We start from the raw sequence: 18,479 nt of genomic DNA on the forward strand, positions 1-18,479 counted from the left end.
CTAAACAACGTTCTTTAACACCGAGTAGGTTATTTTACAGCCAATCATCGCCCATCCTGCCAAAAACATATCCATCAGGATGGAGCCACAGCTAATACGATCTGCACGCAGCAGGCGATTTCTTATTATTTTGTTGTAATTTCTACCCGTCTTCCAGCAGCACCGTTTTGGCCTTTTGTGACCAATTTTTTGACATCGGCCTTTGGAACGGCATGAAATTCATTTTTGGAGACCGCTTTTCCGTCAATAAAAAACACATCATCATCCGTATAGCCGCCAGCCTGTGTTTTGCCTTTTGCTTTCGTCGTGACAAGGATAACGCCGTCGCTCCCCTTTCCGCCATACAAAGCCGTTGCAGACGCATCTTTTAATACACTTATGCTTTCTATATCCTGAGGACGAATGTCATCCAACGTTTGATTTGACTTCTCCACACCATCCACGATATACAGTGGCGTCTTTCCTGACGCTGTCTTCCCTTGGACAGTAATCGCTTCGACAAGCCCACCGCCGGATTTAACTCCTCGGATAACGATGGTTTGGGCAGTGCTGGCAGTATCTTTCGCCCGCCCTTGATCTTTCGGCAAGACGTTGGCACCCACGGCCGTATTCTTTCCATGCCCGCGAATAACAATGGTCTGTATCTTTCCGGTTTTAGCTGTATCGACAAGCCCGGTCTTCCCGTGAACAGCAGATTTCTTTGTATAAACTTTGATGACGCCGTTTTTGCCTTCTACACCGTAATCGGCAAATGCCGCCGCGTCTTTCGAAACTTCGATAGCCGCAATATCATTTTTATCTACGGTATTGATATCGTAACCGACCATCTGTTTTACGCCATCAACAATAATAAGCGGATTTTTAGTGAGACTAGCAGAGCCAGTGTTACTTTTCGTGGAGCTAGACGATTCGACAAAAACGCTTAAACCACTTCCTTTTTTAGCTTCTTCAGGGTTGCCCTCGATCGCTACCTCCGACGTTACCGCGTTGAGCGTATCCGGCTGTTTTTTAGTTCGCACTTTCGCGGTATCCGCGGCTAGCACGTTTCGATCTTGTTGCAATACCTGCCGCAACTCAGTCATATCGGTCTCCTTCGCTATATTAACCACTTCCTGAATCCGGTCGTCTGCTTTCGTCAGCGTAAATGCACCAGCAACAAAAATTAAAACAGGTAGTAGGAAGGCATACTTGCTCAGCTCCAGAGTCGATGACCGCTTTTTATTCATCATCATAATGCGCTTTTTTAACAATTTAAAATTAAATTGATTGCTGATACTGACCGAGGCCCCTTGTTTGGACACATGCAACAACGAATATTGATAGGTTTGTCGATCTACGCCTTTGTTGAGCACGTGTTGATCTGTCAGGAATTCCAAATTTTGCCGCACCGCTTTACGCATAAGCCATACCAGCGGATTATACCAACAAGCCATAAGCACCATTTCAAATACGATGATATCCAACGAGTGTAAGCCCCGCACGTGGATCGTTTCATGCTCAAAAATATCATGAAGCTCCAAATCTGCATGCTGCTGCTTGTTAACATAGATCTTATTAAGGAACGAAAACGGAGCGACGGGAAATAAAACATTCCGATAAAGGTATTGCTTCCACGTAGCATCCACCGAATGAATGTGTATGCGTAACAAACTCCCTAACTGCAGTAAAAACCTAAACACAAGAGTCACAATACCCAAACCAATAATGACGTAAAATAAGTTCTCCACCGTATAGACGGCTTCCTTTTTCTCGATGTAGAAATCAGGCAAGAATGCAATCAGTTCGCCAACCGGTTCAATATGCTGCTGAAACAGTGATCTGATATCAAAAAACGGATACGCAAAAGCAAAAAAAGCGCCGCAGAAAAAATACACCCTGTTTAATTGATAAAATGTTAGGTTTTTTAGTAACAGGATATAGCCCAAATACAAGATGACAAGCAAGATATTGACTTGAACAATATACGCAAGCATAGATTCCATAACCTTAAGATTTATTATTCTTAATCATATTCATAATCTCTTCCAGTTCCGAGGACGACAGCTTTTCTTCTTTCACAAAAAAGGAAACCATCTCTTTGTAGGAGTTTTTAAAATAATCACCCACGAAGCTGTTCATAAACTTGCCCTTATACTCCGCTTCCGAAATTAACGGTTCGTAGCGTTTAGCATTGGCATATTTAACAGCTTTGACATAGGCCTTTTTTTCTAGATTTTTGATCGTGGAAGCCAAAGTGGTGTAGGGCGGCTTCTCCCCTTTTAAATTATCCAACACCTCTTTAACAAAGCCTCCGTTCAGTTGCCAAATAGAAAGCATTGCTTCTTCTTCTTGTATCGTTAATTTTTCCATAATCAATATACTAACCTTTCACAATATTACGAAAAAATCGTAACAAACAATTTTTTTTTATTTTTTTTAGGAAAAGGTGTACGACATGCCCCAAGGTAGCACAAAGCAAAGGGTCGCCATATGCCATTATTTCAATAAGAGTTGTATACATAAAAGCACCTCGTGCAACGCCCACTGAACTCCTCGATTACCCCTTGGAAAAGCTATCTATTTTAGAATAAAACCACCTAAAATGACGCATTTGTGTCATTTAAATTGGAACCTATATTCGGATATCTCATCTATGTTTTTATATTTGTAAAAACTAGATTATTACATATGTCGGATAAAGCAACAATAAATTTAGACGGTTCATCCTATGAGCTGCCAGTTATTATTGGTACTGAAAACGAAAAAGCTGTTGATATCTCGAAACTTAGAGACCAGTCGGGATACATCACCCTAGATCCAGGGTTCAAGAATACAGGCGCTACAAAGAGCGCTATTACTTTTTTGGATGGAGAGGAAGGGGTTTTACGCTACCGTGGGTATCCTATCGAACAATTAGCTGAAAAATCAACATTCATCGAGGTTGCCTATTTATTGATTTACGGAGAACTACCGAGCAAAGATGTATTAGAGAAATTCCGAACCGACATAAGGAAGCAGATGCTCATCCATGAGGACATGAAAAATTTCTTCACAGGATTTCCTTCAAAATCGCACCCTATGGGGCAGCTATCTTGTTTGGTTGGCGCGTTATCTGCATTTTATCCGGAGTCGTTAAACCCTAATCCTACAGACGAGGAAGAAAACAAGACCATTATTAACTTACTGGCAAAAATGCCAACCATTGTTTCTTGGATTCAGAAAAAATCTTTGGGGCAACCGGTGGTGTACCCTAAAAACAATTTGGGATATATCGAGAATTTCCTGAATATGATTTTTGGTGAGGTCACTGGTGAAACGAACTTTGATCCTGTCGTTATCAGTGCCATGCATAAGTTGCTTATCTTACACGCTGATCATGAGCAGAACTGCTCCACGTCGACGGTGCGTATTGTAGGTTCTTCAAACGCAAATCTGTATGCATCCATTTCTGCAGGAATTAATGCATTATGGGGCCCATTACACGGAGGCGCTAACCAAGCGGTTATTGAAATGCTGGAAGCTATCAAAAATGATGGTGGCGATGCAGAGAAATATTTGGCAAAAGCAAAAGATAAGAATGATCCGTTCCGTTTGATGGGATTCGGTCACCGCGTCTACAAAAACTTCGATCCGCGGGCTAAAATTATTAAGAAGGCTTGCGACGATATCTTGGAAAAACTAGGCGTAAACGACCCTGTCTTGGATATCGCAAAACGCTTGGAAGAAGCAGCGTTAAATGATCAATACTTCATTGACCGTAAACTATATCCTAACGTCGATTTTTATTCCGGTATTATATACCGCGCGTTAGGTTTTGAATCCGATATGTTTACCGTGCTATTTGCCTTGGGTCGTCTGCCGGGATGGATCGCGCAATGGAAAGAGATGCGCGATAACAAAGAGCCTATCGGCCGTCCACGCCAGGTGTATACTGGAGAAACCACGCGCGAATTCGTCGATATCGAAAACCGTTAGTTCGTTTCAGACACCCCAAATACCGTTATAAAAAGCAAGACCTAAACGTCTTTGCGAGAAGGAGGAACGACGACGAAGCAATCTTAAGTTTATTAACATGCAGATTGCTTCGTCATACTTCCTCGCAATGACGCGCTTATCGAGAATTTAATACTGTTTCGGCTTACTTTTGCCAAAATAGCACTGAACTTACTATTTCCTCTTCCAACGCATCACAACGATATCGCCCATAATCATCACTAACTTATCGTCGTGTACAGCGTAGGTAGCCACCTTTTCTAAACTATTGAAAAACACCTTTTCGCCATCCCCTGGACAGGCCATTTTTGTAGATCCAAGTGGGCCAAAATTCAGTTTGTTGCCTTGTATTTCAAACGTGCCGAAGAAATTATTGCAACTGCTATTGCCATTCACCTTTTTTTCCGCCACATCAAAGCTGATGGTTGGTCTTCTATTTGCGTACAGCGAATCAAAAGAGCTTCCGGAATCCAACAGATAGTCAAGTTCCCAGTTGCCATTTAAATCATCGGCCCCTGCTGTGGTGTTTTTGATCCGGGCAAACTTTGCCAGCACTGCATTACCCTTCTTTACGACCAACATATCGTCCTCTTGTTGGTAGCGATTTGCTTGCTCAAAAACATGGCCTAAGCCTTTTTCGATATCCATGTTTTCACAGGCCATCATGGTAGACATCCCGCGAGTAAACTGAATACCGTTATTTTTACTCAACTTATACTCCCCGCCGATACCATTACAACCGCCAGTTGCCGAATACCGGCCTTCTTTGGTAGATAATTCCAGGTACGGCATTTTACCATTTACGGTTTCTGGCACAGCCTTTCCATCAAGCTCCACCAACCTCCAGCGCACGTCCAGTAAAGACATTTGGACATGCTGACTCGATTCAGACGATTTACGTGCCGCGCACGATCCAAGTAAAGCAGCAATAGCTACCAGTAAAAATACATGTAGAAATTTCATAAATTATTATTCTTTATCCTTTATTAATACAACATACAGAACGAAAGGTTTGGTTCATATGCGACAGCCTCGGGATCCGGTCTGAAAACAGGGGCGACTAGCTAAAATCACTGATCATTTTTATGTCATACCGCCCCGTTATTATCTACTAGTTTACTATATTTTACCTATTTTTACGAGCTTTTGCAAGCATTTATGTATGTTTGCATCCAATTAAGAATTATTCTAAAAAAGTCAAATTGGCCGATCTGATTGTCCATATTCTAGTTCCGATAGCAATATTCACCTTTATTGCTGCCTTCACGTTGTTTGCTGTTTACGCGGAACGTAAGATAGCGGGCTTTGTGCAGGACAGATTGGGCCCTATGGAGACTGGAAAATTCGGACTTGTACAAACGATCGCCGATATCTTGAAACTGTTGCAGAAGGAGTTTATCACACCATCTGCGGCGGATAAAATATTGTTTAGCATAGCGCCCGTCGTTATCTTCGGCGCTGTATTCGTAGGGTTCAGCGTGATCCCTTGGGCGGCAGATTTCATACCTGCCAATACGCATACAGGGCTATTTTTCATTATGGCGGTGGTTTCTATCGATGCCATCGGCATTCTGATGGCGGGCTGGGGGTCCAACAACAAATACGCGCTTCTGGGCGCTGTACGTGCCATTGCACAAATGGTATCCTACGAGATACCGGTAGGGCTATCGCTCATCGCAGTAGTCATGATCACGCAAACGTTGAACCTCAATGACATTGCCTATCTTCAGGGTATTCATGCTCCCGAGAGCATCTACTTTATGGGATTTTGGGATGTCACGCAGATCGGCGGCATATTTGCATGGCATATTTTCCAGGCGCCACACCTCTTGGTCGTTTATGTCATTTTTTTTATTGCTTCATTGGCCGAGTGCAACAGAGCGCCATTCGACATACCAGAGGCTGAATCGGAACTTATTGGAGGATTTCACACCGAATACGGGGGAATAAAATTTGCTTTTTTATTCTTGGCCGAATATGCGATGATGTTTCTGGTGGCTATACTTGGTGTGGTCTTATTTTTGGGAGCGTGGAATACGCCCCTGCCAAACATAGGCAGCTTGCGTCTTGCCGACTGGACCACCGGTATGGGCTGGGGAATCGCGTGGACGGTTATCAAATCGTTTACTATCGTCGGCATCCAAATGTGGATTCGGTGGACCCTGCCGCGCTTCCGGGCGGACCAGCTTATGACGCTATGTTGGAAAGTACTCATCCCGCTGGCGTTTTTGTGTTTGGCGATTTCGGGGTTGTGGCGAATTATGGTAATGCTGTAAATTTTGGTGATTAAAACGACGATACAGGGCTTTTTAACAGCTGTTAAAGGATTATTTTTAACGGTTCGCCACCTTTTTGGCGCGAGGAAGTCACGCACATCCTTGGACATTCGTGAGGAAAACTATTTTGCGGAGCAAAACGGCGTAACCACCGTGCAGTACCCTAAACAGAAAATGCCTATCCCCGAGGTAGCTCGCTATCAGCTGGATGTAGAAATCGATGACTGTATCGTGTGCGATCTTTGCGCCAAGGCTTGTCCCGTGGACTGTATTGATATCACGGCCATCAAATCTCCGGAAGCAATAGGAAAAACTTCAGACGGCAGCGTAAAACGGCTATACCCCGCACAGTTTGATATCGATATGGCAAAATGCATGTATTGTGGACTCTGCACCGTAGTGTGTCCTACTGAATGCATCACCATGACCAATCAATACGACCGCAGCACGCAGCAATTGGCCGATTTAATCTATGGGTTTTCAGACATGTCCGATAGCGAAGTGCAGCAACGTAAGGAAGAATGGACGAAATTTCAGGCTGAAAAGGAGGCGGCGAAGAAAAAACAATGACGATAGATGTGTTACTTTTCTATGCTTTCGCTACCATGGCTATCGGATCGGCCTTGTTACTGGTGAGTATACGCAATACCGCACGCGCGCTGTTTTTGCTATTCATCGTGCTTTTTGCTATGGCCGGCCTTTACCTGTTCGCATTAGCTGATTTTATTGCGATCACGCAAATTTTGGTGTATGTAGGAGGTGTACTCATCTTACTCATTTTTGCTTTTATGCTTTCCAATAAAGAATTATTACATGATCTGCAGCGCGTCTCGCATCGCTTTATTATGATACCACGCTGGCAAGCCTTACTTCTTTCCGCAGCGTTCTTATCGATCATGTTGTATAGCTTCTTATCATGGTCTAAGAGCATGCCCGAATGGATAGAAACCGCGCAGATGAACGGAACAGTCATTTCCCCTGCAGACAATAATATACAGGCGTTAGGCTTTCGATTTATGACCCAATATGTGTTACCATTTGAGATTATATCTATTTTCCTGATGATGGCCCTTATTGGCGCAGCCCATATATCCAGAAAGGAGCAAAACGCATGATCAGTATCACTCACTTTTTGGTCGTTAGCGCCATCATCTTTTGCATAGGCCTATACGCTGTGCTGGCAAAAAGGAATGCCATTATGATCCTTGTTGGGATCGAGCTAATGATCAATGCCGCCATACTTAACTTTGTAGCGTTCTCGCGCTACGATAAAATAAACTATGGCGGACAGGTATTTGCTCTTTTTGCTATTGTGCTGGCAGCGGCAGCCGTAGCGGTAGGCCTAGCCATCATACTCAACGTATATAAATATTACAAAACCATAGATCCGTCAAACATAAACGAACTGAGAGATTAAAGTGCCTGGACTATTGAACATATCGCCCATCGTCGCGAGCCTACTTGTCGTAGTGCTTCCTTTTTCGGCTTTTGTGATACAGGCCATCCTCGGTCGCCGATCTGTCTCCGGAAACGTTGCATTGATGGCGATTAGCCTAAGTTCGATACTCAGCGCTGGCTGTGTTTTTTTCGTCGTGTGGACTGGCGAGGCCACCCTCGAGCGGATCACTTGGTTTACCATAGGCACCAAATCGTTTAGCGTAGGCATATTGCTGAATAAGCTTACGGTGTTTATGCAGCTGCTGGTATGTATTATTGCGCTACCGGTACACCTGTACTCCCGCGCATACATGAAAGGTGATGACGGCCTGCACCGCTACTGGATGTACCTCAGCCTTTTTTGTTTTGCTATGTTGGGACTTACCATCTCCATAAACTTGTTACAGCTCTATATCTTCTGGGAGTTAGTGGGCTTCGCCTCCTACCTGCTCATTGGCTTTTGGTTTACCAGAGACGCTGCCGTTCAAGCGAATAAAAAAGCATTCTTGATCAATAGGATTGGTGATCTTGGCTTTTTGATCGGTATCGCGCTGCTGTACGCTCAGGTAGGCACATTGGATCTCGTGGAGCTTTTTGGCAAGTCCGGATTCTTTTCCACGGAAACTGCCGTACATGACTCCTTGCAGTTGCTTGATAAAAACAGTGCTTGGATCACATGCGCTGGTTTAGCATTTCTTCTCGGCGCCATGGCTAAATCGGCACAGTTCCCCTTGCATGTATGGCTACCCGATGCCATGGAAGGCCCGACATCGGTATCGTCATTGATTCACGCCGCAACAATGGTAGCGGCGGGCATATTTCTATTATGCACCGTCTTTCCTCTTTTCAACGAAACGGTGCTGCTCGTGATTACTGGCATAGGTACGATCACGGCTTTTTCGGCCGCCATATTCGCTTTGGGCCAATACGATATTAAAAAAATTCTAGCGTTTTCCACCATATCGCAATTGGGGTTTATGATGGTGGGTGTCGGTATCGGCGCTTGGGACACCGCTATGCTCCATCTCGCGACACATGCCTTTTTTAAGTGCCTGCTATTTCTGTGCGCCGGAGCGGTAATTCATGAGATGAGCCATGTCAAAGCCCACACAAACCTAACATTTGATCCGCAAGACCTACGCAACATGGGGGGACTTCGTCATTACATGCCCAAAACGTTTTTGTGCATGCTGATCGGCGCACTCGCGCTCTCAGGATTCCCCCTCACGGCTGGCTATCTCTCAAAAGACAGCATCGTGGTTACTGCATTTGAATGGGCCGCGTCACACGGTGGCTCGTACTTCATCATTCCGGCAGCCCTGATTCTCGTAAGCGTGCTAACAGCTTTTTATATCGGACGATTAGTCTTTAAAACATTTTTCGGATCGTTTTCTTTTCGGGAGCATATCGCCGCAGGAAAGCCTAGTTTGCATGAGCCGCCAAGCATGATGCTTTGGCCAATGTTGTTTTTAGCCGCATGCAGCTTGTTCCCCCTATTCGGAGTGCAGCCCCTGGCCTATCAGCAAACTTGGATAATCCGAGGATTTCACGTGGAAGTAGATTATCCTGCACAACATGCTGCACACCTTTTTATCCCTCTCGGTTTGACAATAGGCGCTATCGTGGCTTGGACAGTGGGCTGGCAGTGGTATGTTAAACAAAAATACCCCTTGCGGGTAGACAACAGCTGGGTTCAATGGGCAAACCGTCAAGGCTACCTGAATGAGTTGAACGATACGCTGTTTGTTAAAGGAACGCTCAAGCTCAGTGACCTGCTTTACGCCTTCGATCGGTATGTGGTTGATGGTTTGACAAAGTTGGTAACCTGGGTTACACAGCGAATAGCCGTTTTTGCCTATTGGGTAGATAAACATATTGTCGATGGTCTAGTCAATCTTTCAGCAAATACGACCTATTATATTGGGCATTTGGCTCGTCATGTACAAAATGGGCAGCTACAGGGCTACATGGGTTTTGCATTGACTGCTGTTATTTTAGGAATTCTTTATCTGATTATTAAATAGAAATGGGCGCACTTTCCATCCTCATATTTTTACCGCTGTTTGCTGCCTTATTGATTTTAGCGTTGCCGAGTTCGTTAAAAGGGAGCTATAGATACATTGCATTGGTATTTACACTGGCACAGCTTGCTTTGTCGCTCTATATGTACCAACAGTTTGATCCGACATTGGGCGGTATCAATTCGATCAGTGGTTATCAATTTGTGGAACAAATACCATGGATACGGCTGGATTTGGGCCAACTTGGAAAGCTGGAGATAGACTATTTCGTTGGTATCGATGGTGTCTCGCTGCCTTTGATTGTCCTGAGCTCATTTGTCATGCTGATGAGCATTGGCGCATCGTGGCATGTTGAAAAAAGTGTCAAAGGATATTTTGCCTTATTGATGGTGTTGAATATGGCCGTCATGGGAATATTTGCCGCCCTGGATTTCTTTCTATTTTATGTCTTTTACGAAGTTATGCTCCTGCCACTGTACTTCCTGATCGGGATATGGGGAGGAGCGCGACGGGAATACGCAGCGATGAAGTTTTTCATTTACACACTGCTAGGCTCTGTGCTGATGCTCCTTGTCATTGTGGGGCTTTATTTTTCGGTTGTCAATCCTGCTTCCGGCGCGCACACCTTCAATATATTGTTGATGATGAACCCTAGCAACTATGTTGATGGATCGTTCTTTGGTTTTCTTGGAAACTATCACGAAGTCTTTGGGGTGCCTGCCCGACTGGTTGGCTTTATTGTTTTGTTTTTTGCATTTGCCATCAAAGTGCCCATTGTGCCTTTGCATACCTGGCTTCCAGATGCGCACGTAGAGGCACCTACTCCGGTGTCCATCATCCTCGCCGGTATCTTGTTAAAGATTGGCGGGTATGGCATCATTCGCGTATGCTACAGCATTTTTCCAGATATAGCAGCTGATACAAACTGGTGGCTGGCGCTTATTGGCGTGCTGTCTATTGTATACGGCGCACTAAACGCGCTCGCTCAAAAAGATCTGAAACGGATGATCGCTTACTCATCGGTTTCCCACATGGGATTCGTCTTACTGGGAATAGCCAGTCTTACAGCCGAAGGCCTATCCGGCGCTATGTTCCAAATGGTCTCACACGGTTTTCTCAGTGCAGCTCTATTTTTCTTGGTGGGCGTTCTTTATGATCGTGTACACGACCGTTACATCTATAACTTCCGGGGCTTGGCTAACATTATGCCAACCTATACGGCCTATGTCGCTATTGCTTTTTTTGCATCGCTCGGTTTGCCGGGCTTCTCGGCTTTTATCGGCGAAGCCTTTGTCATCATAGGCGCGTTCAATGCAGAAGCTATGTTGACTGGTGTTCCGCGCTGGATGGCTGTGGGAGGTTCTGTAGGTATTCTCCTGAGTGCTGCTTATTTCCTTTGGACATTGCAGCGCATGTTTTTCGGACAAACGCGTTTGCAAGGCGGCGAAAAATGGCGGCTCGCATTGACGGATCTCGACACGCGAGAAAAGATAGTGCTACTGCCCGCATTGGCATTGGCGTTGGTCCTAGGAATCGTGCCTTCCTTAATCTTCGATAACCTTAACGCCTCCGTGATTCAACTGTTAGACACAATAAAACCTTACTTGTAGGCTTAATGACGTATACTGTGACCGCTCCTATTACCGACGTACTTGACCAAATCATGGCATCCATTCCGTTATTCAAGCCGGAATTGCTGCTTATTGGCGGGTTTATCGCAACGATAGTAAGTGCTTTATTTGTGGGGAAGCGTTTACGAAATTTTACGTTCGCTGTTTACCTGTTGACGATCTTGATTACGATATACTTCTTACAGGCACAATTACCGACGGTTGCTACCGGATTTTCAGGCATGTGGATGATTGACCCGCTGAGTACCTATGCCCGCATAATCATTGCGACGGGAGGAGGCATTATCGGCTTATTTATTCAGCAACGCCATAAACTCGGTAACAATGGCGACGTCTACAGCATTTTACTCGCAGCGATACTGGGCATGAATGTGCTTTGCAACAGCAGCAATTGGATACTCGCGTTTATAGGTATAGAGACCGTATCTATTGCTTCTTATGTTTTGGTAGGCTATTTTTCCCAAAACAAAGCGCAAGCAGAAGCGGCGATGAAATACGCGCTGTTTGGATCCGTGTGTGCGGCTGTCATGTTGTATGGATTATCATTGATTTACGGACTTACAGGTAGCCTGGATTTCCAATCGCCAGAGCAACTGCAAGGGCTGATGGTAGCTCCTGAACCCATCCTCACCATTGCTTTGCTTTTCGTTTTTGTAGGCATTGGTTTTAAGCTAAGTTTTGTACCGTTTCACGTGTGGAGCCCCGACGTGTACGAGGGTGCGCCGACAGCCATTACCGCATTTCTGTCAACCATTCCGAAAATTGGTGCTCTAATCTTATTCACACGGTTGTATACGGCCTGGTCGTCCACCGCTTTCTATTTTTCTGATCTGACAACCTCGTTTATCCTTTTTGTCTCGATAACGAGTATGCTAGTCGGAAACCTGGCTGCACTGCGACAAAAAAACATCAAACGGTTGATGGCTTATTCTTCTATTGGGCACACCGGATTTTTGCTGATGGCTGTATTCGCTTATCAAGCAAATTACCCATACCTGTTGTTTTATATCATGGCCTATGTGTTGATGAATCTGGCAACGTTCATTTTCATCGATGCGCTGGAAGAGCGCACAGGCTCGACCGCACTTTCAGCATATGCTGGGCTGGGAAGAAAAATGCCCATTCTCTTCACGTCGTTAACCGTGCTAGCCGTTTCCTTGGTAGGCCTTCCCCCTACTATCGGCTTTATCGGTAAACTATTGGTGTTTACCGCGGTTTTCGATACGTATCAGATGGCCGATGAGGGGGCTGTGCTCTTCCTGCTTATCGTCGGTGCGCTGACGGCGGTAATTTCCCTATTTTACTATTTCCGCATCCCATTTTATGCGTTTCTTAAAAACAATGAGTCGCCGGACATCGTATCCAGCGATTCAAAAATACTAGTGTGGCTGGGGTATGTATTGACTGCCTGTGTGATTCTGCTAGGACTTTTTCCCAGCATATTGCTTAACCTGATTACGTCATAAAGCGGTAACACCAAGGTAGACCAGCAACTTTTCTGAACAATGGCACCACTGTAAAATAGGTTTCTAACAATGAATTTATTCTTATCTTTGCGCTTATGATCAGCGAAATTGCCAACACCATCTTTCAGCAAGCTATTGATCGATACCATCAACATGATACGATCGATCATCCTATAGAAAATCCCTACGATAGTACATCTCTTGACCATTTACTGTATTTGAAATGCTGGATTGATACGGTGCAATGGCACATGGAAGATCTCGTGCGCGATCCGGCAATTGATCCGAAAGATGGTTTATATTGGAAGCGTCGTATAGACGAATCCAATCAATTTCGTACCGATACAGTAGAGTACATAGATAGTTACTACTTACGTCTTTTTGATGCTGTACAACCCAAGCCGCACGCACGCATCAATACAGAAAGCCCTGCTTGGGCTATCGACCGCTTATCGATCCTTGCTTTGAAGATTTACCACATGGAGCAGGAAACGTTGCGCACAGATGCTGCTCCCAGCCATATCGAAGCCTGTCAGGCTAAACTATCCATATTGTTGGAACAACGTAGCGACCTTTCTTTAAGTATCGATGAGTTGCTCGCTGATATCCAGTCTGGAAATCGGTTTATGAAGGTGTACAAACAAATGAAGATGTATAACGACCCTTCATTAAATCCGGTATTGTACGGCTTGCAAAAATAGTTTTAAACGGCATGAAAAAAGTCAGAGTGTTGGTCACCCGTTTTTCTGCCATGGGCGATGTTGCCATGGTGGCTTCGGTATTGCGCGAGCTACAGGCACAAAACCGACAGGTGGAATTGGTGATGGTCAGCAGACTTCATTTCAAAGCTTTTTTCGAGGACATTCCTAATCTCATCTTTCATCCCATATATCCGGAGGAACAACATAAAGGTCCGAAAGGACTGTGGCGTCTCTTTCAGGAACTAAAACGATACAAGATCGATTACGTTGCTGATCTACATAACAACATTCGGTCGAAGATACTGACCTTATTTTTTAAGACTGCAGGCTACCGGCTTGGGATCCTGGATAAAGGACGACACCAGAAGAAAGATCTTACCAAGCGAAAGAATAAGATACTGGTGCCGCTAAGACCTACCGTAGAGCGCTATGCAGATGTGTTCAGGCATTTAGGGTTTCATCTGAAATTGGGAAACACCTTAAAGAAAAAAGATAGACCCGTTCCAGAAACTTACAAGAGCTTGCTCAACCATTCCGGGAAAAATATTGCTGTGGCCCCCTTCGCCCAACATCCCTACAAGGTGTGGAAACCTTCGAACTGGGATCAAGTATTTCGTGCCTTTCCGACCCATCATTTCTATATTTTCGGTGGCGGAAGACAGGAGCAGGAAACCGCAGCGCAGTGGAGCGAGCGTTATCCCCATGTACACAGTACGATCGGAAAGCTGAGCGTAAGCGCGGAGCTTGATCTCATCAGCAACGTTGATTTTATGCTAAGTATGGACTCATCTGGCATGCACATGGCTTCGCTGGTCGGCACACGATGTCTTTCCATTTGGGGCGCCACCCATCCTTATGCCGGCTTTTTGGGTTATGGACAATCAATACATGATTGCATCCATGTGGAACATCCCAATCGTCCCAGCTCGATCTACGGCAATAAATCGTGCCTATGTGATGGTGTCGAAGCTATTGATTTGGTTTCAACAGACATGGTTATTGATCGTTTAAAAGAGATCGGCTTAAGTTAGGCTTTCAGTTAAGTACACGGAATATGCGTATAGGGTATGATGCAAAACGATATTTTCAAAATCAATCCGGCTTAGGAAATTACAGCCGCGACCTCCTTCGCATATTAAAAGAGCATTACCCCACAAACGATTATGTCCTCTATACGACAAAAAGACCTTCGCGCTATCTAGACAAGGGGTTTACTATTCGTTTTCCGGAAAATGGGATCAACAAAATGCTACCCTCCCTATGGCGTAGCCGGGGCATCGCAACGGATTTGAAAAACGATGCTATCGACATTTTTCATGGCTTATCCGGCGAGATTCCGATGAACTTGACGAAACAAGGCATCCAGTCCGTTGTCACTATTCACGACCTGATATTTCTGCGTCACCCTGAACTTTACAAGCCTCTTGACCGCATTATCTATGCAAAGAAATTCAAATACGCTGCTAAGCATGCAAATAAGGTCATAGCCATCAGCATGCAGACTAAGATGGACATCATGCATTTCTTTGGCATACCCGATGGGCAGATCGACGTGATCTACCAAGGCTGTCATCCGGCCTTTCAGCAAGTCAAGCTACAAGCTCATTTGGACAACATACGGCAGAAATACGAACTCCCTACGGATTTTATTTTAAATGTCGGATCTATTGAGCCGAGGAAAAATGCTTTCCAAATTGTAAAGGCGTTGGAACATCTCGATGTTCCGCTCGTTATGATAGGCAAAGAGACCGCCTATGCGGAGGAGATTAAAAAATACGTTGCTGAAAAGAAAATGCAACATAAAATACTCTTTAAGAAGGTAGAGCGCATGGATGATCTTGCGGCAATCTATAAACTGGCCAAACTGTTTGTCTATCCTTCAACCTACGAGGGCTTTGGAATCCCCATCATCGAAGCGCTTTATTCGGAAACACCAGTAATCACGACTAATTCAGGCGTATTTCCTGAGGCAGCAGGGCCTTTTTCCTATTATGTGAACCCGAAGAATTGTGAGGAAATACGCCATGCGATACAAGCTGTGCTTTCATCCACTTCAATGCAAGAAGAAATGAAAACGAAAGGACTGGAGTACGCGCAGCAATTTAATGATGATGTGTTGGCGGAACAATGGATAAAAGTTTATCAAGAGCTTAGTTAATCTTTGCTTAACGGTTTCACGACCGGAATCACCTTCTGCAATTTCTTCCAATGCTTGGATCGATCACCGTAGATCAAAATCTTGCCTAGCTTATATTTAAATTTCATGAAGCCGTTATAATCATGTTCCACCACTCTATAAGGAACAGCTGGGTTAAGATGCAGCTCATCCTGAATAGCCTTTGTATAGATAGATGGGCCCGTCATGGCATGCACATCGTGTGGAAAAGCATTTTTTTGAATATTAGAAACGATATACGCTATGGTGCGCTTAAGAAAAGGATGATCTTTTTCGTAAATAAGCGCCCATTGCGCGTAATACTCCGGATGGTTTTTTTCTTTAGTAATGACCGCCTGATCTGCTTCCGTGATATGCCGATCCAGCCCCCCGGAAATATCACTATCTAAATCGAGGTAAATGCCCCCCTTCTTATACAAGATCGCATAGCGGAAAAAGTCAGCTTTCGCCGCTCCAATCTGCAAACGTGCATAGGCCTCGTAAACTTCAATGTCGAAAGCATTCCGAATAAACGCGTCAATACGGGCATCATCATAAAACTCATGTACGTATCCCGGATTCTTTCGCATAAAACGCCAGATATAAAAGCGTGTTATGAAAGGAATCTTAGAAGTTTTAAACGTCTGATAAATTACTTTTGGTATCGCCATAGGAGAAAGATAAAATTATAAGGTCTATCGATTCGACAAGGTTGCATACAATCGCCAATATTTGGCGGCAGCTTTTTCCCAAGAAAATTGCGAAGCCCATGCTTTAATTTCATCCACACGCGTCGGTGTCTGAATAAGTTTAATCAAGTTGTTCCGACCATAGTCTGACAGGTATTCTTCATCCATGCTTTCTAAGTAAAAAGCCTCCTCGCCCCCAACCTCTGGTAGAGACGTAAACTTGGATAGCAATACCTTTTTGCCGAAGCTCATCGCTTCAATAACAGGCAGACCAAAGCCTTCAGTGATCGAAGGAAATGCAAAAACAGAACAATTGGCCAAATAATTATATTTATCTGCCTCCGAAACAGGACCTGTTATGATAACGCGGTCATTTACACCCAAACTCGCAGCTAGTGTCTGTATTTTTTGTAAATATTCAGGCTCATGCACAATACCTGAAATTACCAGTTTGAGGTTATTACCCACCAAAAGGTACAAGAGCACGTGAAAATTTTTTTTCTTATTTATCGTTCCTATGCTATAGATATAATCTTCAGGAACTAAGGGCGCATTTTTTTCCGTATCCAGGAGCAGCTGTTCATTTATATTATTTCCGTTGTAAATGACATGAACTGTTTTGCCGTCAAGGGAACAATAGTGTTCGATATCGCTTTTCACGTAATTAGAAATGGCTACCACGACATCGGATCGATCAATTAAAGCCTGAATTTTCTTGAGGTACCGCGCCACCTTCTGTTCAGATTTTCCTTCTTTCAGAAAATTTAAATCGTGTATGGTTGATAATACCTTTACCCGTCTGTCTGCAGGCAAATAGGCCGTTAACTGAAACGTACTATGCCAAACATCAAACTGGCTGAACCGAGGTTTCAAGAATTTTTGGTGGGAATGCTGCGGGATATATCTGGCTCCAACCTGAAAAGGCTTCTCGACTTGTTTGTTTAGAAAAAAAGTAAGGGAGGCGTTATCGGGAGCAAGGTCTTGTAAAGCTAGACCCAAATTAAGGCAGAAATGATACAGTCCAGTATGCGGATACTTCATCCGCTCTGCATCAAACAAGATTTGTAGTTGTTCCATAGACCACTATACCGACAAAAGTAGCGTTTTCTTTATCGAATAAAAATGGCTACGCTAAAATTTTTTTGATCCAGTTGTTAAAGGAATATTTTTCTATGATTTTCAAATCGATATTGACCATAGGCTCATTTAAGAAAAGCCCCAATCGATGAAGGTTTTCACTTTCCCAAATAAATACATTATTAGGGTGGTAAAAATCATATTTCTTAACGAGCGCATTGTTGGTAATGATTTTTTTATTGTAGAAAAGCGCTTCAAAAATTCGAAATGACAAGCCCTGATGGATAACTGAATTATCAAAATCTAGGATCACTTCATAGCGTTGTACATGTCGAAGCATTTCGGAATAGGTCAACGGATTGGAGATAAATTCAATTCCGGAATCTTCATACATTTCAGCAACTTTATCCTGACTACATAAGAGCTTAATATCTATTTCGAAATTCTCCTGCTTAAGGAAATCTGTGAGCTCTTGAATGTAGGGCATTCGGTTTTCGAGATAGCTTCCAACAAAACAGATACTTTTAGGCCGAACGACAACATTTTCTGTTTTTGGCACTTCCAAATAAAAGTTGGTCGTAAGCAACAGGTTGTCATAGGCAGGCGAATAGTTTTGATAGTCGTTATGATCAAACACGTAAAATTTATCGAAAATGCTGATCCTATCAAAAACGGATGGAAAACGATTTAAACCGTCCCATTGATATGCAATCATTTTGTCCACTTTAGATTTAATGTGCATTAAAGTATCCACACTGAGTAGATCCGACCGAATAATAAGCGCATAATCGACCCTTTGCTCAATTTTATCAAGCTGCGAGATCAGATTTTCATTTTCATGGTGAAATATAAGCTGCTTTTTAAAGTTTTTCTGCCCCAAAAAGTTTTTATAAACAAAACTTTTAAAATGCTCGGCAAAATCTCTGTATTTAAACGGCTTATCGGTAATAAAAAGGAATATAACATCCAACCCAGCCTTCTGCAAGGATAATATTAAATCTTTGTAAAGTTCAAAATGCAACGGAATAACTAATACAATACTCTTATTTTTCAC

The 18,479-nt window shown here is 43.7% G+C and carries 17 protein-coding genes; 11 read left to right on the top strand and 6 right to left on the bottom strand.

All coding sequences use genetic code 11. The features are described 5' to 3' along the window. Positions 1 to 125: 125 nt before the first annotated feature. Together B0I21_RS16145 and B0I21_RS16150 are read right to left on the bottom strand one after the other, a co-directional pair. Positions 126 to 1,982, bottom strand: coding sequence for a M56 family metallopeptidase (locus tag B0I21_RS16145; protein ID WP_133641514.1), 1,857 nt, complete (start codon positions 1,980 to 1,982; stop codon positions 126 to 128). A 4-nt stretch (positions 1,983 to 1,986) separates the two neighbouring features. Further along, positions 1,987 to 2,349, bottom strand: coding sequence for a BlaI/MecI/CopY family transcriptional regulator (locus B0I21_RS16150; protein ID WP_133641515.1), 363 nt, complete (start codon positions 2,347 to 2,349; stop codon positions 1,987 to 1,989). 318 nt (positions 2,350 to 2,667) lie between these two features. Between B0I21_RS16150 and B0I21_RS16155 the strand changes: the two genes are divergently transcribed. Next, positions 2,668 to 3,954: a citrate synthase gene (locus B0I21_RS16155; protein WP_133641516.1), complete on the top strand. Its 1,287-nt coding sequence runs from the start codon at positions 2,668 to 2,670 to the stop codon at positions 3,952 to 3,954. A 192-nt stretch (positions 3,955 to 4,146) separates the two neighbouring features. Here the strand turns inward: B0I21_RS16155 and B0I21_RS16160 are convergent, their stop codons facing one another. Further along, positions 4,147 to 4,935: an META domain-containing protein gene (locus B0I21_RS16160; RefSeq protein ID WP_133641517.1), complete on the bottom strand. Its 789-nt coding sequence runs from the start codon at positions 4,933 to 4,935 to the stop codon at positions 4,147 to 4,149. A 239-nt stretch (positions 4,936 to 5,174) separates the two neighbouring features. On the opposite strand from B0I21_RS16160, the gene B0I21_RS16165 reads away from it, so the two are divergent. The 10 genes from B0I21_RS16165 (at position 5,175) to B0I21_RS16210 (ending at position 15,662) form a co-directional block, all read left to right on the top strand. Next, the gene (locus tag B0I21_RS16165; protein ID WP_133641518.1) at positions 5,175 to 6,248 is read left to right on the top strand and encodes a complex I subunit 1/NuoH family protein; all 1,074 of its coding nucleotides are present in this window, start codon (positions 5,175 to 5,177) and stop codon (positions 6,246 to 6,248) included. Continuing rightward, positions 6,249 to 6,818: a NuoI/complex I 23 kDa subunit family protein gene (locus B0I21_RS16170; protein WP_133641519.1), complete on the top strand. Its 570-nt coding sequence runs from the start codon at positions 6,249 to 6,251 to the stop codon at positions 6,816 to 6,818. Continuing rightward, positions 6,815 to 7,363, top strand: a complete 549-nt coding sequence (locus tag B0I21_RS16175) for an NADH-quinone oxidoreductase subunit J family protein (RefSeq protein WP_133641520.1) — start codon at positions 6,815 to 6,817, stop codon at positions 7,361 to 7,363. The genes B0I21_RS16170 and B0I21_RS16175 overlap by 4 nt, the downstream gene beginning before the upstream one ends. Continuing rightward, on the top strand, positions 7,360 to 7,665 hold the full coding sequence (nuoK, locus tag B0I21_RS16180; protein WP_133641521.1) for an NADH-quinone oxidoreductase subunit NuoK: 306 nt from the start codon (positions 7,360 to 7,362) through the stop codon (positions 7,663 to 7,665). Before B0I21_RS16175 ends, nuoK begins: the two co-directional genes overlap by 4 nt. A gap of 1 nt (position 7,666) precedes the next feature. Continuing rightward, the gene (locus tag B0I21_RS16185; protein WP_133641522.1) at positions 7,667 to 9,709 is read left to right on the top strand and encodes an NADH-quinone oxidoreductase subunit 5 family protein; all 2,043 of its coding nucleotides are present in this window, start codon (positions 7,667 to 7,669) and stop codon (positions 9,707 to 9,709) included. 2 nt (positions 9,710 to 9,711) lie between these two features. After that, entirely contained in the window at positions 9,712 to 11,316 is a 1,605-nt protein-coding gene (locus B0I21_RS16190) for a complex I subunit 4 family protein (RefSeq protein WP_133641523.1), read from the top strand. Positions 11,317 to 11,321: 5 nt separating this feature from the next. Beyond that, on the top strand, positions 11,322 to 12,803 hold the full coding sequence (locus tag B0I21_RS16195; protein WP_133641524.1) for an NADH-quinone oxidoreductase subunit N: 1,482 nt from the start codon (positions 11,322 to 11,324) through the stop codon (positions 12,801 to 12,803). Positions 12,804 to 12,898: 95 nt separating this feature from the next. Beyond that, positions 12,899 to 13,504 (top strand): DUF4254 domain-containing protein, encoded by a 606-nt coding sequence (locus tag B0I21_RS16200; protein WP_133641525.1) that lies wholly within the window; start codon positions 12,899 to 12,901, stop codon positions 13,502 to 13,504. 11 nt (positions 13,505 to 13,515) lie between these two features. Continuing rightward, complete coding sequence (locus B0I21_RS16205; protein ID WP_133641526.1) at positions 13,516 to 14,535, top strand: glycosyltransferase family 9 protein; 1,020 nt, start codon at positions 13,516 to 13,518, stop codon at positions 14,533 to 14,535. A 23-nt stretch (positions 14,536 to 14,558) separates the two neighbouring features. Beyond that, the gene (locus tag B0I21_RS16210) at positions 14,559 to 15,662 is read left to right on the top strand and encodes a glycosyltransferase family 4 protein (protein ID WP_133641527.1); all 1,104 of its coding nucleotides are present in this window, start codon (positions 14,559 to 14,561) and stop codon (positions 15,660 to 15,662) included. Here B0I21_RS16210 and B0I21_RS16215 read toward each other — a convergent pair. The 3 genes from B0I21_RS16215 to B0I21_RS16225 form a co-directional block, all read right to left on the bottom strand. Further along, positions 15,659 to 16,249 carry a glycosyltransferase family 32 protein gene (locus tag B0I21_RS16215; protein WP_243836176.1) on the bottom strand — a complete coding sequence of 197 codons (591 nt, stop codon included), beginning with the start codon at positions 16,247 to 16,249 and terminating at the stop codon, positions 15,659 to 15,661. The genes B0I21_RS16210 and B0I21_RS16215 overlap by 4 nt on opposite strands. A gap of 105 nt (positions 16,250 to 16,354) precedes the next feature. Next, on the bottom strand, positions 16,355 to 17,425 hold the full coding sequence (locus B0I21_RS16220) for a glycosyltransferase family 4 protein (RefSeq protein ID WP_133641529.1): 1,071 nt from the start codon (positions 17,423 to 17,425) through the stop codon (positions 16,355 to 16,357). A 49-nt stretch (positions 17,426 to 17,474) separates the two neighbouring features. Next, positions 17,475 to 18,479: a hypothetical protein gene (locus tag B0I21_RS16225; protein WP_133641530.1), complete on the bottom strand. Its 1,005-nt coding sequence runs from the start codon at positions 18,477 to 18,479 to the stop codon at positions 17,475 to 17,477.

Source organism: Sphingobacterium paludis (assembly GCF_004364125.1).
In the GTDB taxonomy this organism is placed as follows: Bacteria; Bacteroidota; Bacteroidia; order Sphingobacteriales; family Sphingobacteriaceae; genus Sphingobacterium; species Sphingobacterium paludis.